Raw genomic sequence first — 20,085 nt, 5'->3', positions numbered from 1 at the left:
GCGCGACGCAATAGCGCCACTGCCAGACAGACACGCCCACTGGCACACCCCCATGCGCAAACCGAGCCGCGCTGCGGATTGCGCCGACCTGCCACCAGGCCGGAATGATTCTTAGGTTTTTTAAGGTCAAATGCCGGCAAATTATACCGCCATATATTGCGCTCTCAAGCTGCGGCGCACCCGGAGCCTAGGCTGCCGGCCTGTCCCACGGCGCCGATCCCAGCCGCTCGGCAAGATAATCCAGCATCGAGCGCAAAATCAACGGCATTTGCCGGCGCGACGCATAAACGCCATAAATGCCAAGTTCCTGAGGCTTGCACTCGCGCAGGATGACCTGCAGCTTGCCGGACGCAATGTATTCGGCCGCGTAATAGGTGGGCAACATGGCGATGCCCGCCCCCTCCACCGCCGCGGACGACAACACCGACACTTCATTGGCGCTGATGTTGCCGCCGACCGGCACATCGACCGGCTCGCCGTCGCGTTCGAAACGCCAGAGGCTTTTACCGAAATAGGAATGCGTCAGGCAGTTGCGCAATGACAGATCTTCGATGCGCGCCGGCACACCTTCGCGCGCCAGATATTCCGGGGATGCGCAAACCACCGAGCGGCACACGGCCAGCTTGCGCGCAATCAGGTTGGGATCGAGGTCGTTGGTGATCCGCACGGCAAGATCCACACGCTCTTCCACCAGATTGACCGCCCGCTCCACCAGCATCAGGTCGACCGACGTGCCGGGGTGCCGCTTGACGTAGTCGGTGACAGCCGGCGCCAGGTGACGGGCGCCAAAGGACATGCTCGTGGTGATGCGCAGCAGGCCGCGCGGCGTGTCTTCGGGGGTGGCGACGGCGCTATGCAGGTCGCCGACCATATCCAGCATCTGGCGGCAGCGCGGCAGCGTTTCGGCGCCGGCCGGCGTCAGGCTCAGACGCCGCGTGGTGCGATGCAGAAGCCGCACGCCGACCCATTGCTCCATCTCGGCCAGGTAGCGAGACACCATGGCCCGCGACATGTCCAGATGGACGGCCGCCGCCGACAGGCTGCCCCGGTCGGCAACCTCGACGAACACCTGCATGGCTTTCAGTCGATCCATCTTCGTCTCGGCACGGGCATCAGACCGTACCGGTTATACCGTATTTCCGCGCCGCATCCGCAACGGAATATCGATCAATGAAACGGGGTCCTTCGAAAGGATCAGGCCGCGGGCTGACCCAGCGCCTCGCGCACGGCCCCGGCCACTTCGGTCTCCGCCACGCCCCGCACAATGAGCACCAGCCGCGACGCGCGCGATTCGTCCGGCCACGCGCGCAAGGCCCGCAGCGGGTACAACTCGCCATGAACGCCATGCACCTCGCAGGGCGTCGATTCGCCCTCGAAGCAGATCAGCCCCTTCATCCTGAGCAAGCCCTGCCCATAGCGCTCCTGGATCCGGGCGATGCCCGCCAGAAACGCTGCCCGCCCAACGGGCGCCTGCAACGTGATCGACACACTGCCCACGCCCGCATGCCGAGCGCCCGGGAGCGTGGAAAAGGCCGCAAGCCAATTGGCGGCAATCACGCCATCCTGCCGCGCAAAAAGATCCGGCGCCTCGCGCAGCATGAGCGCAAGCGGCTCGTCCGGCCGCTGCACGCACCGCCGCGCGCCGGGATTGACGGCGGCAATCGCCCGCTCGACCTGCTGCACTTGCGCCTGATCGGCCAGGTCGGACTTGCTGACGACGACCGTGTCGGCGAGCGCCAGCTGCCGGGCCGCCTCGGGCTGCGTCTGCAGCTGCCCGGCGCCATGCGTCGCCGACACCACCACAATCGCGCCCCGGTACACGTAGCGTTCGGCCAGAAACCGGTCATGCTTGAGCGTGAAGAGAATGGGCGCCGGATCCGCGAGGCCGCTGGTTTCGATGACGACGTGCCGAAACGGCTTGATCTTGCGCCCGAGCGCCGACATGAACAGATCGCGCAAGGTGTCGACCACCGAGCCGCTGACGACGCAGCACAGGCAGCCGCCCTCGACCAACACGACATTGTCCGGGGCGAGCCGGACCAGATGATGATCGACCCCGATATCGCCGTATTCATTGACGATGACCACCGCGTTGGCATAGGCGGGCTCTTGCAGCAGGCGATTGAGCAGCGACGTCTTTCCGCTGCCCAGAAAGCCGGACACCACGGTCACGCCCACGCGCTTGTCGTCACTCATGCCGATTCGACCCTTTGATGGACGCGCAACGGCGCCACGCCGCAAAAACCAAAAGGGCCGCTCACTTGCGTGAGCGGCCCAACATTCTTTTGGCTCCCCGAGCTGGGCTCGAACCAGCGACCTGCGGATTAACAGTCCGTCGCTCTACCGACTGAGCTATCGGGGATCTGCCAAGACCGAAATTATGAACTAAAAATTCATCGCGTGCAAACGCCATGTTTTTCCAGATTTTTTTCACTCCTTGTTTCCCATCGCGAAAAAACTCTGATATGATTTCGGTCTTTCCAGATCGGGCCCCAAAAAAGGCAGCGAACAGGAAAGAAAAAAGATGTTTTGCTTAGCGCTTTCCGGCTTGGTCCAGAAACAAAAGCAAATGGTCTTGCCGGCATAGCTCAGTTGGTAGAGCAGCGCATTCGTAATGCGAAGGTCGTAGGTTCGACTCCTATTGCCGGCACCAGATTTCCAAAAAGCAGCCCTCTCGGGCTGCTTTTTTCATTTCCGCCCCCTATCCTCGTCCTGCCCGCCCCGCCCCAGCCGGGAACTCGGGCCAATCGCCGCGCGTCCAACCCCCTTGGACCACCCCAGCGGAAAAAACCATGCGCATTCTTCTCGTGGAAGACGACACGATGATCGGCGAAAGCGTGCTGGACTGCCTGCGCGCGGAACACTACGCCGTTGATTGGGTCCGGGACGGCAGCGCGGCGGACTCGGCGCTGCGCACCGATCCTTACGACCTTGTCCTGCTCGACCTGGGCCTGCCCAAGCGCGACGGGCTGAACTTGCTGCGCGACATGCGCACGCGCAAGGACCGCACGCCGGTGCTCATCGCCACCGCGCGCGATGCGGTCAGCGACCGTATCGCGGGACTGGACGCCGGCGCCGACGACTACATCGTCAAGCCCTACGACGTGGACGAACTGCTGGCTCGCATGCGGGCACTGATCCGCCGCAGCGCGGGCCGGGCCGAACCCATCTTCGAACACGAAGGCATCACCATCGACCCGCAGTCCCATGCCGCCATGGTCGACGGCTCGCCGGTCACGCTGACCGCCCGCGAATGGGCGGTGCTGGAACCCCTGATCGCCCGGCCCGGCATGATCTTCTCCCGCGCCCAGCTCGAAGAAAAACTCTACAGCTGGAAGGAGAGTATCAGCAGCAATGCCGTTGAGGTTTATATTCATGGCCTGCGCAAGAAACTGGGTCCGAACCTGATCCAGAACGTCAGAGGCGTCGGCTATGTCATCCCCAAAACATGAGCATTCCGCTTAGCTACTCGCTGAGAGCCAGGTTGCTTTTCTTTCTGCTGGCCGCCATCGCGGTCGGCGCGCTGGTGCAAGGCGCAATCGCCTACCGCAGCACCTTGGCGCAAGCCGACGACATCTTCGATTCGCTGCTGCAGCGCACGGCGCTGTCGCTGGGCACCGGCGACGGCTTGCTCAGCACGGGGCCGACGCACGCGCGTGGGGCGGGTTCGCCGGTTGCCGACGATCTCATCATCCAGATCTGGACGCCGGACGGCCTGCGGGTCTTCAATTCGCGCTCCCGCCTGCGCCTGCCCAGCCAGATCGTGCTGGGGTTTTCGGATGCCAGGCTCGAGGGCGAGACCTACCGCGTGTATTCGCTGGCCACGCCCTTCCAGGTGATCCAGGTGGCGCAGGACATGCGCGTGCGCAAGAACATGGCCAGCGCGCTTGCCCTGCGCACCGTCGCGCCGATCGCCGCGGCCGCGCCGCTGCTGATGCTGATCATCTGGTGCGTCGTGAGCTGGTCGCTGCGGCCGGTCAAGCGCGCCCGCGCGCAAGTGGCCGCGCGCCAGCCCGAAGACCTGTCGCCCGTGAGCGTGCGGGGCCTGCCCGATGAAATCCGCCCGCTGGTGCAAGAAATGAACCTGCTGCTCGAACGCATGCGCGGCGCCTTTGCCCAACAGAAGCAATTCGTGGGCGACGCGGCGCACGAATTGCGCTCGCCATTGGCGGCATTGCGCCTGCAGATGCAGGCGCTGCAGCGCGCAACCGACCCCGAGGCCCGCCAGGTTGCCGAGCAGCGCCTGGCCGCGGGCATCGATCGCGCCACGCGGCTGGTCGAGCAATTGCTGTCGATGGCGCGCCAGGAAGGCGCGCAGTCGCAGACGCCGCTTGCGCCCGTGGATATGGCCGACGTGCTGCGCCAGGCCATATCCGAGACACTGCCGCAGGCGAACGCCAAATCCATCGACATTGCGCTGGACGGCGAGACGCAGGTGCAGGTGCGCGGCAATCGCGATGCGCTGGTGCTGCTTGCGCGCAATCTGCTGGACAACGCGATCAAGCACTCGCCTGCCGGCGGGCGCGTCGGCATCCGCCTGGACCGCACGCCGGACCGGGTCTCGCTGCTGATCGACGACGCGGGCCCGGGTATCCCCGTCCACGAACGCGAGCGCGTGTTCGACCGCTTCTATCGCGCCGAAGGCAACACGACGCATGGCAGCGGGCTGGGGCTGGCCATCGCGCGCACCATCGCCGACCGCCACGGCGCCACCATCACTTTGGAAGATCCGCCTGCCGGCCAGGGCCTGCGCGCGCGCGTGGATTTCCCTGCTTAAGTTTCCCCTAAGTGTCGGGCCTGAAGATAGCGCCATGTCCCCAACATGATCGCAGGAGCCGACATGAAGACCACGCAAATCAAACCCTCGCGCCTCATCATGGCGCTGCTGGCCGCCGGCGCCATTGGCGGCGCAGGTGCCACTGCCTTGACCGGCAGCGTTTCGATGGCTGCCGACGCCCCCACCGCGGCTTCGCAGCCGATCAGCGCGTCCGTGCCGCCCAATTTCGCGCAGATCACGCGCGAATCCGGTCCGGCCGTCGTCAACATCAGCGTGAGTGGCACACGCAAGGTGTCCGCCGACGAGAGCGACGACCCGTTCGCCCAGTTCTTTGGCCAGATTCCCGGCTCTCGCGGCCGCGCGCCGGCCCGTGAAGTGCCGATGCGCGGCGAAGGCTCGGGCTTCATCGTCAGCTCGGACGGCATCATCCTGACCAACGCGCACGTGGTCCAGGACGCCAAGGAAGTGACCGTGAAGATGACCGACCGCCGCGAGTACAAGGCCAAGGTCCTGGGCGCCGATCCGCAGACCGACGTTGCCGTCATCAAGATCGAGGCGAAGAACCTGCCGGTGGTCAAGGTGGGCGACGTCAACAAGCTGCAGGTGGGCGAATGGGTGCTGGCCATCGGCTCGCCCTATGGCCTGGAGAACACCGCCACCGCCGGCATCGTCAGCGCCAAGGGCCGCTCGCTGCCGGACGACACGTCGGTGCCGTTCATCCAGACCGACGTGGCCGTGAACCCCGGCAACTCGGGCGGCCCGCTGTTCAACGACCGCGGCGAAGTCGTGGGCATCAACTCGCAGATCTACAGCCGCACCGGCGGCTTCCAGGGTCTGTCGTTCTCGATCCCCATCGACCTGGCTTACAAAATCAAGGACCAGATCCTCGAGCACGGCAAGGTGCAGCATGCGCGCCTGGGCGTGACGGTCCAGGAAGTGAACCAGGACCTGGCCGATTCGTTCAAGCTGGATTCGCCGTCGGGCGCGCTGGTGTCCAGCGTCGAAAAGGGCAGCGCGGCGGATAAGGCCGGCCTGCAGCCGGGCGACGTGGTGCGCAAGATCGACGGCAAGACCATCGTGTCGTCGGGCGACCTGGCTTCCACGATCACCATGGCCGCCCCCGGCGAGAAGATCAAGCTGGACGTGTGGCGCAATGGCGGGCAGAAGGAAATGGTCGCGACGCTGGGTGGCGTGCCCAAGGACAAGACGCAGGCGTCGGCCGACGGCCAGGAAGTGCAGCGCGGCCAGCTTGGGCTGGCGCTGCGCCCCCTGAGCCCGCAGGAGCAACAGGAGGCCGGTGCGGAAGGCTTGCTGATCGAACGTTCGGCCGGCCCCGCCGCCAAGGCTGGCATTCAGCCCGGCGACGTGCTGCTGTCGCTCAATGGTGTGCCGGTGCACAACGTCGGCCAGGTGAAGGCCGAGTTGTCCAAGGCGGGCAAGACCGTGGCCTTGCTGGTGCAGCGGGGCGAAGACAAGATCTTCGTGCCGGTGCAGATCGGCTGACCGGCCGCTGTGTCACTCCGCGTCGGGCTGGTTGCCCGGCGCGGCCTTTTCGAAAGCCGGCAAGGCCCGGCACGCCGCATCGATGCGCAGCACATTGGGCATGGCCGACAGGTCACACTCGAAGCGCTGCGCATTCGCCACTTGCGGCACCAGGCACAGGTCCGCGATGGTGGGCGTGTCGCCGTGGCAGAACTGGCCCGTGGCGCTTGAGCCGGCCAACTGGGCTTCCAGGGCTTCGAGCCCCTGATGCACCCAGTGCTTGTACCAGGCGGTCTTGGCCGCTTCGTCCACGCCCAGCGTGTGCTTCAGGTATTTCAGCACGCGCAGGTTGTTCAACGGATGCGTGTCGCAGGCAATGCCCAGCGCCAGATCGCGCACCCGGGCGCGGCCGATGGCGTCGGCCGGCAGCAGCGGCGTCTGGGGATGGGTTTCTTCCAGGTATTCGATGATGGCCAGCGATTGGCCGATGACCGCATCGCCGTCGACCAGCGCCGGAACCAGCGCGGTCGGATTCACCTTGCGGTAATCGGCCGACAGCTGCTGGCCGCCGTCCTTCAGCAGATGGACCGGCACATATTCGTAGGGCAAGCCCTTCAGGTTCAAGGCGATGCGCACGCGATAAGCGGCCGAGCTGCGGAAGTAGCTGTAGAGCTGCATGAAGTCTCCTCGGTGTTCTTGTAGCGCCGCCCGCGTGGGCGGCGCTTGTTCATTCCAGCGATTCGGTCTGGGCCGCCTTGCGCGACAAGCCCTTGGGCAACGGGAACGCGACGTTTTCTTCAAGCCCCGGCATCTTGCGCACCGAGACGGCGCCCAGTTCCTTGACCCGCGCAATCACCTGCTGCACCAACACTTCCGGCGCCGAGGCGCCCGCGGTCACGCCAATGCGCTTGCGGCCAGCCAGCCAGGCCGGATCGATGGAATCCGCGCCGTCGATCAGATAGGACGCGACGCCCTTGCGCTCGGCCACTTCGCGCAGCCGGTTGGAGTTCGAACTGTTCGGGCTGCCCACGACCAGCACCAGGTCGCATTCAGGCGCCATGACCTTGACCGCATCCTGCCGGTTCTGCGTCGCATAGCAGATGTCGCTCTTCTTGGGCTCGGCAATGTTGGGAAAGCGCGCCTTGAGCGCCTGCGACACGGCGGCCGCGTCGTCGACCGACAGCGTGGTCTGCGTGACGAAGGCAAGGTTTTCCGGGTCCGTGACTTCAAGGCCGGCCACGTCTTCGACGGTTTCGACGAGATACATGCCGCCCTGCGCCTGCCCCAGGGTGCCCTCGACCTCGGGATGGCCCTTATGGCCGATCATGATGATCTCGCGGCCGGCCGCGCGCATGCGCGCGACTTCGATGTGGACCTTGGTGACCAGCGGGCAGGTGGCGTCAAACACTTGCAGGCCGCGCGATTCGGCTTCGGCGCGCACGGCCTTGGAGACGCCATGCGCCGAAAACACCACGATGGCGCCCGCCGGGGCGTCCTCGAGCTCGTCGATGAAGATGGCGCCCTTGACGCGCAGGTCTTCGACGACATAGCGGTTGTGAACGATCTCGTGGCGCACATAGATGGGCGCGCCGTGCAGCTCGATGGCCCGCTCGACGATATCGATGGCGCGATCCACGCCTGCACAGAAGCCGCGCGGCTGCGCCAGCAGGACTTCGGCGTCGGAGGCGGTGACAGCCTGGCTCATCAAAGCACTCCCAGCAGCGCGACGTCCACTTTCAGGCTGATGCCCGCCAGCGGGTGGTTGAAATCGAACAGGGCCGAGTCGTCGTTGATTTCCTTCAGGACGCCCGAGTAGCGGCCCCCGTTGGGCGCGGTGAATTCGACCAGGTCGCCGGGTTCGAAGGTGGCATCCGGACCCGCGTGTTCGGCCAGCATGGCGCGCGTGACGCGCTGGATGAGTTCGGGGTTGCGGTCGCCATAGGCATCGGCGGGCTCGATGGTGACGCTGAACTTGTCGCCTTCGGCGCGGCCGACCAATGCGGCCTCAAGGCCGGGCGCCCATTGGCCGCTGCCCATTTGCAGCGTGCCGGGCCGCCCGTCGAAGGTGTCCGTGAAGATGGAGCCCGCGCCCGGGCCGGACGCCAGCGTGATGCGGTAGTGCAGCGTCAGGTAGGAATCCGGACGGACCAAAACGTTCACTTCATTAGAGGCGATGCTCACGATCTGCCACCGTATGGGTATTTGAGTAAACCCTGATTTTAGAGCCTCTTATGAAATTGTCCGTCCGGCTGCCAAAACAAGACCGTCCCCGAGAGCGCATGCTGCGCCACGGGGCCGCATCCATCCAGGACGCCGAGCTGCTTGCCGTCGCCCTGCGCACGGGCATTCCGGGGCTGAATGTAGTGGATCTATGCCGCCAGTTGCTGGACCGGTTCGGCGGCCTGCGCGGCCTTTTAAGCACCTCGCCCGAGGAACTGATGGCCGTCGCCGGCCTGGGCTCGTCCAAGGCCTGCACCCTGGCGGCCTTGCTGGAACTGGCGCGCCGGGCGCTGGAAGAAGACCTGGTCAGGGACATCGCCATGAACCACCCGACCCGCGTGAAGCAATACTGCAAGGCGGCGCTCGGGCATCGCCAGGTCGAGCACTGCATCGCGCTCTACCTGGACGCCCAGCTGCGTTTGATCGCCACCGGCGAACTGGCACGGGGCACGCTGTCGCAGGCGGCGGTCTACCCCCGGGAGGTCGTGCGCGAAGCCTTGCGCCACCACGCGGCGGCCCTCATCGTGGCGCACAATCATCCATCGGGCGTGGCCTCGCCAAGCGCCGCTGACCAGAGCTTCACCCGGCACCTGAAGCAAGCCCTGGCGCTGGTGGACATCCGGCTCGTCGACCACCTGATCGTCGCGGGCGGCTCGGCGCTGTCGATGGCCGAGCTGGGCTGCCTCTGACCGCAACGCGGGCCGGAATTCCGTTAGACTACCGGCCGATATTGTTTTAGGCTTAACCTAATTTCGGCCCTCGCGACCCTTCTTGCCTGCCATGAAACGCCTGTGGGACATTTCCCCGCCCGTCTCGACGGCATCGCCCGTGTTTCCGGGCGACACGCCGTACCGCCAGCAATGGAAGTGGTCGCTCACGCCTGGCTGTCCGGTCAATGTCAGCGAAATCACGCTGTCGCCGCACATCGGTGCGCATGCCGACGCCCCGCTGCACTACGAAAACGGGGCCGCAGCCATCGGCGCGGTCTCGCTTGAACCCTTCCTGGGCCCCTGCCGCGTCATCCACGCGATCGACTGCGGCGCGCTCATCACCATCGATCACCTTGCCCATGCGGCGCACAACCTGCCGCCCCGCGTGCTGGTGCGCACCGCCAAGCATGCCGCGCAGGACTGGTGGACGGACGATTTCTCCGCCTACGCGCCCCAGACGATCGAATGGCTGGCCGAACGCGGCGTCATGCTGATCGGTCTGGACACCGCCAGCATCGACCCCGCTTCCAGCAAGACCCTGGACAGCCACCACACGATCTTGCGGCATGACATGCGGGTACTGGAGAACCTGGTGCTCGACGACGTGCCGGAAGGCGATTACGAGTTGATCGCCTTGCCGTTGGCGCTGGTCCAGGCCGATGCCAGCCCGGTCCGCGCGGTCCTGCGCGAACTGTAGGCTGATTTGCCTGCCTGGGAGCGGCTGCGCGACTGCAGCTGCCCCGCCCGGAGAATCGACCATGGAATTGCTTTTCGCGCCCCACTGGCGCGCCCTGCCCGCATCCGCCCGCCGCGCCGCCCCGCCCTGCCCCGGAGGCCGCGCATGAACCAGAACGAACGCCCCGAAGACATCGTCCACCAGGAAAAAGCGCAGCTCGATTTCGCGCGCGACATGACCTACGGCGATTACCTGCATCTGGACGAACTGCTCGGCGCCCAGCATCCGATGTCGCCCGAGCACAACGAAATGCTGTTCATCATCCAGCACCAGACCAGCGAACTGTGGATGAAGCTGATGCTGCACGAGCTGCGCGCGGCGATCGCCAGCGTGGCGGCGGACCGTCTGCAGCCCGCCTTCAAGATGCTGGCGCGCGTCAGCAAGATCATGGAGCAGCTCGTTCACGCCTGGGACGTGCTGGCCACCATGACGCCGCCCGAATACTCCGCGTTGCGTCCCTATCTGGCGCGGTCGAGCGGATTCCAGAGCTACCAGTACCGCCAGGTCGAATTCCTGTTGGGCAACAAGAACGCGGCAATGCTCAAGCCGCACTCGCACCGCGCCGACCTGCTGGCCCAGGTGCAGAGCGCCTACGAGGCGCCGTCCCTGTATGACGAGGCGCTGCGGCTGCTGGCGCGCAATGGCCTGGACATTCCCGCGGACTACCTGGAGCGCGATTGGACGCAGCCCTATCAGGCGTCTGCGGCGGTTGAAGCCGCGTGGCTGGCGGTCTACCGCGACACGGACCGCTACTGGGCGCTGTACCAGCTGGGCGAAAAGCTGACCGACCTGGAAGATGCCTTCCGGCTGTGGCGCTTTCGCCACGTGACGACGGTCGAACGGGTCATCGGCTTCAAGCGCGGCACGGGCGGCACGTCCGGGGTGGATTACCTGCGGCGCATGCTGGAAGTCGTGCTGTTTCCGGAAATCTGGAAGCTGCGCACGGATCTCTGACGTTCTCTCGCGTCAAGGCGCCCGGGCCGCAGGCTGGCCCAGGCGACCACTTACGGCTGGCCGAGGGCAATATCGCGTGCTAGAATGCGGGGTTACTTTTTGGATACGTGGCTAGCGCCTGTCGCGCCATTGGGTGTAGGCAAACCCAACCCAGGCAGCTGTAGCTGGCGACCCTAACTCTTGAAAAAGACTCGACCGAGTCTAGGAAAGCACCATGAAAGAAGGCATTCACCCCGAATACCGCGAAGTCGTCTTCGCCGACCTGCAAACGGGCAACAAGTTCATCACCCGTTCCACCGTCCAGACGCGCGAAACCGTCGAACTCGACGGCAAGACGTACCCGCTCTTCAAGTGCGACGTGACCTCCGAATCGCACCCGTTCTACACTGGCGCCCAGACCCGCATCGTCGAAACCGGCCGCGTGGAAAAGTTCCGCGCCCGCTTCGCCCGCACTGCTGGCACGGTCAAGTCCGCTTCCTGATCCTGTTGCTCCTGCGGGAGTCACAGCAAAAAGGCAGCCTTCGGGCTGCTTTTTTTTCCCCCCTTGACGCCGGACAATCGGTCAGGGGGTGGCGCATTCCGACCACTCGGTTACATTAACGCCCGTGTCCCCACTTTCCATTTCCACCCCGGCCCGGCTGACGTCGGTCGCCACCGCAAAACTGCCCCGCCTCATCCTGCTGGGCCTGTCCCTGGCCTACATCGTGGCCGGGCTGTTCATGCGCGACCCGTGGAAAACCGACGACGCCGTTGGACTGGCGACCATGATCACCGCGATCCGCGAAGGCGGCCTGACCTGGCTGCTGCCGCAGGTGGGGCATCTGGCCCACGCCGAGGAAGGTCCGCTGATCACGTGGGTGGGCGCGATCAGCATCTGGCTGTTTGGCCCGTTCATCGGCGACATCACCGCCGGCCGCCTACCCAACCTGCTGTGGTTTGGCATCACGGCCTCGAGCGTCTGGTACGGCACGTATCTGCTTGGCCGCCGCGCCGAGGCCCAGCCGCTGGCGCTGCCCTTCGGCGGCGAACCCGAACCCCGCGACTATGGCCGCATGCTGGCCGACGCCGCCCTGCTGCTGCTGCTCGCCACCGTCGGCATCCTGCAGCGCACGCATGAAACGACGGTCATGCCCGCGATCATGGCCTGCCAGGCACTGGCGTTCTATTCGCTGGCCCGCACCGTGGACCGCCCCGTCACCGGCTCCACCACGCTGGGCATCGCGCTGGCCGCCAGCTTTCTGACGCGCGGCTGGGTCGGCGCCCTGCCCATCATGATCGGTGCGGCGCTGGCCTTCTATCCGCGCAGCCCGCTCTGGAAATGCAAGCGCTGGCTGCTCTGGGCTGCAGTGCTGGCCGCCGGCCTGATCCTCGCCTGGTGGATCCCTGCCAGCCAGGGCAGCGAATACTGGATCCGCAACTGGAAGACCTGGAACCTGTCGTCGTTCGCCATCCCGGGCCTGCACGACGCCGCCCGCACGCTGCGCGACCTGCCGTGGTACCTGTGGCCGACCTGGCCGCTGGCGCTGCTGGCCATCTGGCGCTGGCGTGCCTGGATCCATGCCCCGCACATCTGGGTGCCCCTGATGCTGCTGGCGTGCTCAACCGTCATCCTGTTCTTCGTGGACGAGGCCGGCGACTCCGAATTCGTGCTGCTGGCCGTGCCGTGCGCGGTGCTGGGCGCGTTCTCGCTGCCCACCCTGCGCCGTGGCGTGGTGAACACGCTGGACTGGTTTGCCGTGATGTGCTTTTCGCTGACCGTGGCCACCGCCTGGCTCGGTTGGGTGGCGCTGCATTTCCATTGGCCGGCGCAGATTTCCCGCAACATCGCCCGCCAGACCACCGGCTATGAGCCCGTGATCTCGTGGGTGGCCTTTGCCCTGGCCGTCCTTTTCACGCTGGGGTGGATCGTCCTGGTCGTATGGCGGCTGCGCGTGCGCCCGCAGGCGCTGTGGCGCGGCACGGTGCTGTCGGCTGGCGGCCTGACCGTGACCTGGATCCTGCTGGTGCTGCTGTGGCAACCCGCGGTGGACTACGCGCGCAGCTATCGCACCGTGTCGGGCCAACTGGCCGAGGCCATCGCGCAGCACAAGCGTCCCGGCGAGTGCATTCGCGGCTTGAGCCTGGGCAGCGGGCAACGCGCCTCGTTCCTCATCTTCAACAACCTGTCGTTCCCGTTCGACACGCGCTGCACGCTGGTCCTGCAACAGACCACCAACCAAAGCCTGCGCGACGGCACCGCTGCCTACAGCGAAGGCGCCGAAGTCCTCTGGCAAGGCGGCCGCCGCGCCGACCGTTCCGAAACCTTCCGCCTGCTGCGCACCGGCGCCAAGCCATGACCCCTGCCTTGACGGCGCCGATGACCTTCGGCGCCACCCTGCGCGGGATCCTCAAGCAGGCCTGGCCCGTGCTCATCAGCCAGTGGGCCAGCATTTCGTTCGGCGTGCTGGACACCGCCATGACGGGGCATTCCAGCCCCGACGACCTGGCGGCGATGGCGCTTTCCGCTTCCATCTACATCACGATCTTCGTCGGCCTGATGGGCGTCGTGCATGCCCTGATCCCGATCCTGGCGCAGCAATTCGGCGCCGGCAACAACCTGGAAGTCGGCAAAAGCTGGGGCCAGGGCGTGTGGCTGGCGCTTGGCCTGTCGGTCGTGGGCGCGGTGCTGATGCTGTTTCCGGACATGTGGCTCTTCATGTCGGGCGATGTTGCCCCCGGCGTGCGCGACCGCATCGCGTCCTACCTGCAGGCGCTGGTCCTGGCGCTGCCCGCCGCGCTGGTGTTCCGCACCATCTATGCGCTGGGCACCGCGGTGTCGCGGCCCAAGCTCGTCATGGCCATCAACCTGTCCATCATCGGCTTCAAGGCGCTGTTCAACTGGATCTTCATCTACGGCAAGCTGGGCCTGCCCGCGATGGGCGCGGCCGGCGCGGGGCTGGCCACGGCCGTGGTGTCCTGGATGAGCCTGGGCCTGGGCCTGTGGGTGATCACGCACGACCGCTACTACCGCCGTTTCCAGTTGCGCATCGGCAAGCCGGACTGGAAGGCGCTCAAGGAACTGCTGCGTCTGGGCGTCCCGATGGGCGGATCTTACCTGGTCGAGGTGTCGGCGTTCACCTTCATGGCGCTGCTGGTGGCGCGCGAGGGCACCTTCGTGACCGGCGGGCATCAGATCATGTCGAACCTGGCCGCGCTCTGCTACATGATGCCGATGGCGCTGGGCGTGGCGACCGCCGCGCTGACGGCGCAGGCCATCGGCGCGGGCAACTACGCGCATGCGCACCGCACCGGCATGGCCGGCCTGGCGCTGGGCCTGATAGGCGCGCTGCTGACGGCCGCAGTGCTGCTGATCGGCCGACCGCTCATCCTGGCCGCGTACACGGACGACGCCGCGGTCGCTGCCGTGGCGACCACGTTGCTCGCCGTCCTGCCGCTGTTCCATCTGTTCGATTCGATGCAGTGCATCAACTCGTACCTGCTGCGCGCCTACAAGATCGCCGTCGTGCCGCTGATCCTGCAGACGGTCGCGCTGGCCGGCGTGGGACTGGTGGGCGGCTGGTGGTTCGGCTTCGGTCCCGGCCAGGGCGGCATCGACGGCCTGCGAGACCTGCTGGTGCCGGGATCGCCGCAAGGCGCCGGCAGCATGTGGCTGATGGCCATGTTCGGCCTGGCGTTGTCGGCCGCCCTGCTGCACTTCTGGTACCGGCGGATCCTGCGCACCGTGGGGCAGTAGTGACGGCGCAATAAAAAAAGCAGCCTTGCGGCTGCTTTTTTTTACTTCGGACGCTTGTCGATCACCCGGCGCGCCTTGCCGGTCAATGTGCGTTCCACATGTCCGGCATCCGACACCTGAATGCGCGCGCTGACGCCAATGTGCGTCTTGACCGCGTGCTGCAACTGCTTGCCCAAGTTGGCGCGTTCAGCGTCGGACAGGCCCGAGAACTCGGCGCGCACTTCGGTCAGGATCTCCAGCTCGTCCATGTTGCCCGTGCGGCTCAGCACCAGCTGGTAGTGCGGCGCAAGCTGCGCGATCTTCAGGACCAGTTCTTCCACCTGCGTGGGGAACATGTTCACGCCGCGCACGATCAGCATGTCGTCGCTGCGGCCGGTGATCTTGCCGATGCGGCGCATGCTGCGCGCCGTGGGCGGCAACAGGCGGGTCAGGTCGCGAGTGCGGTAGCGCACGATGGGCATCGCTTCCTTGGTCAGCGACGTGAACACCAGTTCGCCCGGTTCGCCGTCGGCCACCGGTTCGCCCGTGTCCGGGTTGATGATCTCGGCGTAGAAATGATCTTCCCAGACGACCGGACCGTCCTTGGTCTCGACGCATTCGCTCGCCACGCCCGGGCCCATCACTTCGGACAGGCCGTAGATGTCGACGGCGTCGATGCCGGCTTCGGCCTCGATGTCGGCGCGCATCTGGCCCGTCCAGGGTTCGGCGCCGAAAATGCCGATGCGCAGCGAGCTCTGACGCGGATCGATACCCTGGCGGCGCTGCTCTTCCAGGATGTTGCAGAAATAGGAAGGCGTGACCATGATGATGTCCGGACGGAAATCATTGATCAGCTGGACCTGCTTTTCAGTCTGTCCGCCCGACATCGGAATGACCGTGCATCCCAGGCGTTCGGCTCCGTAGTGCGCGCCCAGGCCGCCCGTGAACAGCCCGTAGCCATAGGCCACGTGAACCGTGTCGCCGGGCTTGCCCCCCGCCGCGCGGATCGAACGGGCCACCAGGTTGGCCCAGTTGTCCAGGTCGCCCTGCGTGTAGCCCACCACGGTGGGCTTGCCGGTCGTGCCGCTGGACGCGTGGATGCGCGAGATGCGCTCGCGCGGCACGGCAAACATGCCGAACGGATAGTTCTCGCGCAGCTCTTTCTTGGTGGTGAACGGGAACTTCGAAATATCGGACAACTGCTTCAGGTCGTCCGGGTGCACGCCGGCTTCGTCGAACGCCTTTTTGTAGTGCGGCACGTTTTCGTACGCATGCTTGAGGGTCCACTTCAAGCGGTCCAGCTGCAGCGCCCGCAGCTCGTCCTGGCTGGCATGCTCGATAGGATCCAGTCCCGGCTTGCTCATGGTGTTGGGCATGATGATGTCTCTCTTCTCTTTGGTTCTGTAATGCAGTCAGGCGTCCGTGGGCGTCCCGACGATCTGGCCCTTGATGCGGTACGAACGTCCCCGGAACAAGGCCACGTTGCGGCCGTCCTGGTTGGTCACGGTGACGTCGTAGACGCCGGTGCGGCCAGCGAGCGAACGCTCCTGGGCCACGGCGGTCAGCAGGTCGCCCTCGAATCCCGGCGCCAGATAGTCGATCGTGCAACCCGACGCCACGGTGCTGACATTGCGGGAATTGCACGAGAACGCGAAGGCGCTGTCGGCCAGGGCGAAGATGAAGCCGCCGTGGCAGGTCTTGTGGCCGTTCAGCATGTCGGGGCGCACCCGCATGGTCAGCCGCGCGTAGCCCGGCGCCATTTCCTCAATCTTCATGTCCAGGCCTTGCGAGGCCGCGTCGCCGGCATACATCACCGAGCCCACGGCCTGCGCCAGTTCCTGCGGATCGGCCGGCACTTCAACGGGGGGAACATGAACGCCCATCATTGCCCCTTGAACTGCGGTTCGCGTTTGCCCAGGAATGCGGCCACGCCTTCGGCATAGTCGGCGCTGCGGCCCAGTTCGCGCATCATGTCGCGTTCCAGGTCCAGCTGCGTGGACAGGTCATTACCCAGGCTGGCCTGCAGCGCCCGCTTGGTGAACGCCAGGCCCTTGGTGGGCGCGGCCGCGAAATGCGTGGCCAGGCGCTCCAGCGCGGCGTCGAATTCCTCGTCGGCCACGCATTGCCAGATCAGGCCCCACTCTTCTGCCTGCTTGGCGCTCAGCTTGTCGCCCAGCATGGCCAGGCCCATGGCGCGGGCGCGGCCCACCAGACGGGGCAGCGCGAACGTGCCGCCCGTATCCGGAATGAGCCCCAAGCGGCAGAACGACTGGATGAAGTTGGCCGACGCCTTGGCGATGACGATGTCGCCCGCAAACGCCAGATTGGCGCCCGCCCCCGCGGCCACGCCGTTCACGCCCACCACGACCGGCATGGGCAAGGCGCCCAGCCGGCGCACCAGCGGCGCGTAGAACTTGTCGACGGTCTCGCCCAGATCGGGCGGCGTGCCGTCGGGCGCGGGCTTGCGCTCGCTCAGGTCCTGGCCGGCGCAGAAACCGCGGCCGGCGCCCGTCAGCACCAGCACGCGCGCGCCTTCGGTTTCGACGCGGGTCAGCGCGTCGGCCACTTCCGCGTGCATGTTGGCCGTGAAGCTGTTGAGCTTGTCCGGGCGGTTAAGCGTCAGGCGCGCGATGCCGCCGGACAGGTCGAATTGAATATCCTGGTAGGTCATGTGCGATCGCCCGGCTTAGATGTGACGGCGGGTTTGCACCACGCGGAAGCGGTTGGAGACGAACGCCGTGTCCGACAGCGCCGCGTTGGCCGCCGGGTTGGCGCCGGTGCCGTGGAAGTCGCTGAAGGCCGCGGTCTGGTTGACGAACACCGCGCCGGTCAGGTTCAGCGACAACGACACGCCCGACACTTCGGCGGCGTCCTGGATCTGCTCGGCCACACGCTCGTCCGTGGTGTAGGCGGACAGGGACAGCGCGCCGTGCTCGATGACGCTGTCACGCGCCAGCTGGATGCTGTGCGCCGTGGAATCGGTGGCCACGACAAACGCGATGGGACCGAACCACTCCTGGCTGAGCGCCGGGTTGCCGGCCTCGGTGCGCAGCAGCAGCGGCGTGCGCACGCGCGCGTTCTCGAACTGCGGATGGACCAGCGTCTTGCTGTCGGCCACGACGGGCAGGCCCAAGGCGCGCGCCTTCTCGATGCGCTCGACGATGCCTTCGTTCTGGATGGCGCCCGTCAGTTCGACGGCCTTGGCGGCATCGGCGCCGACCTTTTCCAGCGCCACGCCCAGCGCGGCGGCCACGTCGTCGAAGCTGACCCGGCCTTCGGGCGTGTTGATGCCGTCGCGCGGCACGTAGATGTTCTGCGGCGCCGTGCACATCTGGCCGGAATACAGGGCCAGCGAGAACGCCAGGTTGCGGGCCACGCCCTTCAGGTCCGAGGTCGAATCGATGATGACCTGGTTCACGCCGGCCTTCTCGGTGTAGACCTGGGCCTGGCGCGCATTGTTCTCCAGCCAGTCGCCGTTGGCGGTGCTGCCGGTGAAGTCGACGATCTTGACCGCCGGGTCAAGGGCCAGCTTCTGCGCGGTGTCGTCGCCCGCTTCATGGGCGGCAAGCTGCACGACATCGGGATCGAAGCCGGCTTCCTGCAGCACTTCGCGCGCCACCTTCACGGTGATGGCCAGCGGCAGGATCGCGCCCGGGTGCGGCTTGACGATGACGGTATTGCCCGTCGCCAGGCTGGCAAACAGCCCGGGATAGCCATTCCACGTCGGGAAGGTCGAGCAGCCGATCACCAGCGCGACGCCGCGCGGCACGACCGTGAAGTGCTTTTCCATGCGGATGGGATCGTTCTTGCCCTGCGGCTTTTCCCAGACGGCGACGCCCGGAATGCGCGACATCTCCTGCCAGGCGTAGGTGACGGCTTCGAAGCCGCGGTCCTGCGCGTGGGGGCCGCCGGCCTGGAAGGCCATCATGAAGCCCTGACCGGTGGTGTGCTGGACCGCGTAGGCGATCTGGAAGCTGAGCTTGTTCAGGCGCGCCAGGATTTCCAGCGACACGCCCACCCAGGCGTGGGGACCGGCGCGGCGCCAGTCTTGCAGCGCGCGCTTGGAAGCGGCGATCAGCTTGTCGGCCGGCACGCGCGGATAGGTGATGCCCAGGTCGAAACCATAGGGCGATTTTTCGCCGCCCACGACACCGTCGGCATCGTGCAGGTTCAGCGGAAAGGGCTTGCCCTTGAGGGCTTCAAAGGCGGCGCGACCCTCGTCGTTGGCGGTCTCGCCATAGTTGCGCGGGCTGGGCGACTCGGCAAACGGGCTCCAGTAGCCGCGCAGCGCGGCGGCTGCCAGGGATTGTTCCAGCAGGGGCTGGTGGCGTTCGAAGAATTTCTGGGACACGCTTGTCTCTCCAATAAGATTTGAATGCTTGCCTGGCGCGCGCCGGGTCAGGTTTCCTGGTCGAAGTCGATAACCAGCCGGTCGCTGACCGGGAAGCTCTGGCAGCTCAGGATGAACCCGCGCGCGACCTCATAGTCTTCAAGGGCGAAGTTGGCGTCCATGTCCACCTCGCCTTCAATCACCTTGCAGCGGCAGGTGGAACACACCCCGCCCTTGCACGAATACGGCAGTTCGATGCCCTGCGCCAGCGCCGAATCCAGCACGCTGTCCTTGTTCTTGTCGATGACGAACATGCGGCTATGCCCGTCCTGCACCACGGTGACCTCGCACTGCCCCTTGCCGGGCGCCTGGCGGGCGTCCTGGCCGGTGCGCAGCGCGCGCGGGCCCTTCGGCGCGCCGAAGAGTTCGAACTTGATGTTCGACTTCGGGATGCCGCGCGCCTGCAACCGTTCGACCACGCTCTCCGTCATGGTCTGGGGACCGCACACAAAAGCGTAATCGATATCCTCCGGGCTCATCCAGGCCGACATGAGCTGATCGACCTTGTCCCCGTCCAGGCGGCCGTTAAAGAGTTCGATGTCCTGCGTCTCGCGGCTCATGACGTAGACCAGCGAAAAGCGGTCCATGTACAGGTTCTTCAGGTCTTCGATTTCCTCGCGGAACAGCACCGCGGACGACGCGCGGTTGCCGAAGAACAGGGTGAACTTGCTCTTGGGTTCGGTCGACAGCGCCGTCTTGACCAGCGAAAAGACAGGCGTGATGCCGCTACCCACCGCGAAGGCCACGTAGTGGCGCTGGTTCTCCGGCGAGAAGTCAACCGTGAAGTTGCCGGCCGGCGCCATGACTTCGAGCGTCTGGCCAGGCTGCAGTTCGTGATTGGCCCAGCTTGAGAACACGCCCTCGTCGACCTTCTTGATCGCCACGCGCAGGAGCTTGTCGCGCGGCGCCGAACAGATCGAATACGAACGGCGCAGTTCTTCGCCGTTGAGCTGCGTGCGCAGCGTCAGGTACTGGCCGGGCTGGAAGGCAAATTCTTCCGTCAGCGCCTCGGGCAGGTCGAAGGTCACGACCACGGCGTCGCGCGTGTTGCGCGCGACGGACGCCACCTTCAAAGCATGGAATTGGTTCTGGCTCATCTCGAAA

19 protein-coding genes and 2 tRNA genes are annotated in these 20,085 nt (G+C 65.9%); 10 read left to right on the top strand and 11 right to left on the bottom strand.

What is annotated here, in order from left to right; genetic code table 11:
• Positions 1-187: 187 nt before the first annotated feature.
• The 3 genes from LN047_RS07590 to LN047_RS07580 form a co-directional block, all read right to left on the bottom strand.
• Positions 188-1,093: a LysR family transcriptional regulator gene (locus LN047_RS07590; protein ID WP_142050041.1), complete on the bottom strand. Its 906-nt coding sequence runs from the start codon at positions 1,091-1,093 to the stop codon at positions 188-190.
• 101 nt (positions 1,094-1,194) lie between these two features.
• Complete coding sequence (locus LN047_RS07585) at positions 1,195-2,196, bottom strand: GTP-binding protein (protein WP_373981447.1); 1,002 nt, start codon at positions 2,194-2,196, stop codon at positions 1,195-1,197.
• A 90-nt stretch (positions 2,197-2,286) separates the two neighbouring features.
• Positions 2,287-2,362, bottom strand: a tRNA-Asn gene (locus LN047_RS07580).
• A gap of 215 nt (positions 2,363-2,577) precedes the next feature.
• Here LN047_RS07580 and LN047_RS07575 point away from each other — a divergent pair.
• From LN047_RS07575 to LN047_RS07560, 4 genes are all read left to right on the top strand, one after another.
• Positions 2,578-2,653, top strand: a tRNA-Thr gene (locus tag LN047_RS07575).
• Between the two features lie 139 nt (positions 2,654-2,792).
• Positions 2,793-3,452, top strand: coding sequence for a response regulator (locus LN047_RS07570; protein ID WP_373981446.1), 660 nt, complete (start codon positions 2,793-2,795; stop codon positions 3,450-3,452).
• Positions 3,449-4,777: an ATP-binding protein gene (locus tag LN047_RS07565; RefSeq protein ID WP_373981445.1), complete on the top strand. Its 1,329-nt coding sequence runs from the start codon at positions 3,449-3,451 to the stop codon at positions 4,775-4,777. Before LN047_RS07570 ends, LN047_RS07565 begins: the two co-directional genes overlap by 4 nt.
• A 63-nt stretch (positions 4,778-4,840) precedes the next feature.
• Complete coding sequence (locus tag LN047_RS07560) at positions 4,841-6,280, top strand: DegQ family serine endoprotease (RefSeq protein ID WP_062838635.1); 1,440 nt, start codon at positions 4,841-4,843, stop codon at positions 6,278-6,280.
• A gap of 12 nt (positions 6,281-6,292) precedes the next feature.
• On the opposite strand, the gene maiA is transcribed toward LN047_RS07560, so the two are convergent.
• Genes maiA through LN047_RS07545 form a run of 3 tightly spaced genes read right to left on the bottom strand, consistent with a single transcriptional unit; the run spans position 6,293 to position 8,440 of the window.
• Positions 6,293-6,937 carry a maleylacetoacetate isomerase gene (gene maiA, locus LN047_RS07555; protein WP_056322364.1) on the bottom strand — a complete coding sequence of 215 codons (645 nt, stop codon included), beginning with the start codon at positions 6,935-6,937 and terminating at the stop codon, positions 6,293-6,295.
• Positions 6,938-6,986: 49 nt separating this feature from the next.
• Positions 6,987-7,964 (bottom strand): 4-hydroxy-3-methylbut-2-enyl diphosphate reductase, encoded by a 978-nt coding sequence (gene ispH / locus LN047_RS07550; RefSeq protein WP_373981444.1) that lies wholly within the window; start codon positions 7,962-7,964, stop codon positions 6,987-6,989.
• A complete protein-coding gene (locus LN047_RS07545) occupies positions 7,964-8,440 on the bottom strand; it encodes a peptidylprolyl isomerase (protein WP_081100848.1) in 477 nt (158 codons plus the stop codon). The genes ispH and LN047_RS07545 overlap by 1 nt, the downstream gene beginning before the upstream one ends.
• 50 nt (positions 8,441-8,490) lie before the next feature.
• Between LN047_RS07545 and radC the strand changes: the two genes are divergently transcribed.
• The 6 genes from radC to LN047_RS07515 all read left to right on the top strand — a co-directional run bounded on the left by radC (position 8,491) and on the right by LN047_RS07515 (position 14,612).
• Positions 8,491-9,168 carry a DNA repair protein RadC gene (gene radC / locus LN047_RS07540; protein WP_056322355.1) on the top strand — a complete coding sequence of 226 codons (678 nt, stop codon included), beginning with the start codon at positions 8,491-8,493 and terminating at the stop codon, positions 9,166-9,168.
• A gap of 91 nt (positions 9,169-9,259) precedes the next feature.
• Entirely contained in the window at positions 9,260-9,886 is a 627-nt protein-coding gene (gene kynB, locus LN047_RS07535; protein WP_062838632.1) for an arylformamidase, read from the top strand.
• A gap of 144 nt (positions 9,887-10,030) precedes the next feature.
• Positions 10,031-10,879, top strand: coding sequence for a tryptophan 2,3-dioxygenase (gene kynA / locus LN047_RS07530; protein ID WP_062838631.1), 849 nt, complete (start codon positions 10,031-10,033; stop codon positions 10,877-10,879).
• A 214-nt stretch (positions 10,880-11,093) separates the two neighbouring features.
• Positions 11,094-11,360: a type B 50S ribosomal protein L31 gene (locus LN047_RS07525; RefSeq protein ID WP_008164119.1), complete on the top strand. Its 267-nt coding sequence runs from the start codon at positions 11,094-11,096 to the stop codon at positions 11,358-11,360.
• A 124-nt stretch (positions 11,361-11,484) separates the two neighbouring features.
• Positions 11,485-13,215 (top strand): glycosyltransferase family 39 protein, encoded by a 1,731-nt coding sequence (locus tag LN047_RS07520; protein WP_152383793.1) that lies wholly within the window; start codon positions 11,485-11,487, stop codon positions 13,213-13,215.
• Positions 13,212-14,612, top strand: a complete 1,401-nt coding sequence (locus tag LN047_RS07515) for an MATE family efflux transporter (RefSeq protein ID WP_152383792.1) — start codon at positions 13,212-13,214, stop codon at positions 14,610-14,612. The genes LN047_RS07520 and LN047_RS07515 overlap by 4 nt, the downstream gene beginning before the upstream one ends.
• 41 nt (positions 14,613-14,653) lie before the next feature.
• Here the strand turns inward: LN047_RS07515 and paaK are convergent, their stop codons facing one another.
• The 5 genes from paaK to paaE are packed head-to-tail and all read right to left on the bottom strand — an operon-like array spanning position 14,654 to position 20,078.
• Positions 14,654-15,967, bottom strand: coding sequence for a phenylacetate--CoA ligase PaaK (gene paaK, locus LN047_RS07510; RefSeq protein ID WP_062838629.1), 1,314 nt, complete (start codon positions 15,965-15,967; stop codon positions 14,654-14,656).
• Between the two features lie 36 nt (positions 15,968-16,003).
• Positions 16,004-16,474 (bottom strand): hydroxyphenylacetyl-CoA thioesterase PaaI, encoded by a 471-nt coding sequence (gene paaI, locus LN047_RS07505; RefSeq protein ID WP_056322752.1) that lies wholly within the window; start codon positions 16,472-16,474, stop codon positions 16,004-16,006.
• On the bottom strand, positions 16,474-17,262 hold the full coding sequence (paaG, locus tag LN047_RS07500; RefSeq protein ID WP_056322341.1) for a 2-(1,2-epoxy-1,2-dihydrophenyl)acetyl-CoA isomerase PaaG: 789 nt from the start codon (positions 17,260-17,262) through the stop codon (positions 16,474-16,476). Before paaG ends, paaI begins: the two co-directional genes overlap by 1 nt.
• A gap of 15 nt (positions 17,263-17,277) precedes the next feature.
• Positions 17,278-18,942, bottom strand: coding sequence for a phenylacetic acid degradation protein PaaN (gene paaN / locus LN047_RS07495; protein WP_373981443.1), 1,665 nt, complete (start codon positions 18,940-18,942; stop codon positions 17,278-17,280).
• 47 nt (positions 18,943-18,989) lie between these two features.
• Positions 18,990-20,078, bottom strand: coding sequence for a 1,2-phenylacetyl-CoA epoxidase subunit PaaE (gene paaE, locus LN047_RS07490; protein WP_056322336.1), 1,089 nt, complete (start codon positions 20,076-20,078; stop codon positions 18,990-18,992).
• Positions 20,079-20,085 lie beyond the last annotated feature (7 nt).

The sequence above is a fragment of the Achromobacter sp. JD417 genome, from assembly GCF_041879325.1.
In the GTDB taxonomy this organism is placed as follows: Bacteria; Pseudomonadota; Gammaproteobacteria; order Burkholderiales; family Burkholderiaceae_B; genus Achromobacter; species Achromobacter mucicolens.
The sequence above is the reverse complement of the archived record's forward strand: the minus strand, read 5'-3'. Positions and strand labels throughout refer to the sequence as shown.

Excerpts from the sequence above, each read along its gene's own strand:
- LN047_RS07590 (WP_142050041.1), bottom strand. The coding sequence starts at position 1,093 with ATGGATCGACTGAAAGCCATGCAGGTGTTCGTCGAGGTTGCCGACCGG.
- LN047_RS07585 (WP_373981447.1), bottom strand. The coding sequence starts at position 2,196 with ATGAGTGACGACAAGCGCGTGGGCGTGACCGTGGTGTCCGGCTTTCTG.
- LN047_RS07570 (WP_373981446.1), top strand. The coding sequence starts at position 2,793 with ATGCGCATTCTTCTCGTGGAAGACGACACGATGATCGGCGAAAGCGTG.
- LN047_RS07565 (WP_373981445.1), top strand. The coding sequence starts at position 3,449 with ATGAGCATTCCGCTTAGCTACTCGCTGAGAGCCAGGTTGCTTTTCTTT.
- LN047_RS07560 (WP_062838635.1), top strand. The coding sequence starts at position 4,841 with ATGAAGACCACGCAAATCAAACCCTCGCGCCTCATCATGGCGCTGCTG.
- maiA (WP_056322364.1), bottom strand. The coding sequence starts at position 6,937 with ATGCAGCTCTACAGCTACTTCCGCAGCTCGGCCGCTTATCGCGTGCGC.
- ispH (WP_373981444.1), bottom strand. The coding sequence starts at position 7,964 with ATGAGCCAGGCTGTCACCGCCTCCGACGCCGAAGTCCTGCTGGCGCAG.
- radC (WP_056322355.1), top strand. The coding sequence starts at position 8,491 with ATGAAATTGTCCGTCCGGCTGCCAAAACAAGACCGTCCCCGAGAGCGC.
- kynB (WP_062838632.1), top strand. The coding sequence starts at position 9,260 with ATGAAACGCCTGTGGGACATTTCCCCGCCCGTCTCGACGGCATCGCCC.
- kynA (WP_062838631.1), top strand. The coding sequence starts at position 10,031 with ATGAACCAGAACGAACGCCCCGAAGACATCGTCCACCAGGAAAAAGCG.
- LN047_RS07525 (WP_008164119.1), top strand. The coding sequence starts at position 11,094 with ATGAAAGAAGGCATTCACCCCGAATACCGCGAAGTCGTCTTCGCCGAC.
- LN047_RS07515 (WP_152383792.1), top strand. The coding sequence starts at position 13,212 with ATGACCCCTGCCTTGACGGCGCCGATGACCTTCGGCGCCACCCTGCGC.
- paaK (WP_062838629.1), bottom strand. The coding sequence starts at position 15,967 with ATGCCCAACACCATGAGCAAGCCGGGACTGGATCCTATCGAGCATGCC.
- paaI (WP_056322752.1), bottom strand. The coding sequence starts at position 16,474 with ATGGGCGTTCATGTTCCCCCCGTTGAAGTGCCGGCCGATCCGCAGGAA.
- paaG (WP_056322341.1), bottom strand. The coding sequence starts at position 17,262 with ATGACCTACCAGGATATTCAATTCGACCTGTCCGGCGGCATCGCGCGC.
- paaE (WP_056322336.1), bottom strand. The coding sequence starts at position 20,078 with ATGAGCCAGAACCAATTCCATGCTTTGAAGGTGGCGTCCGTCGCGCGC.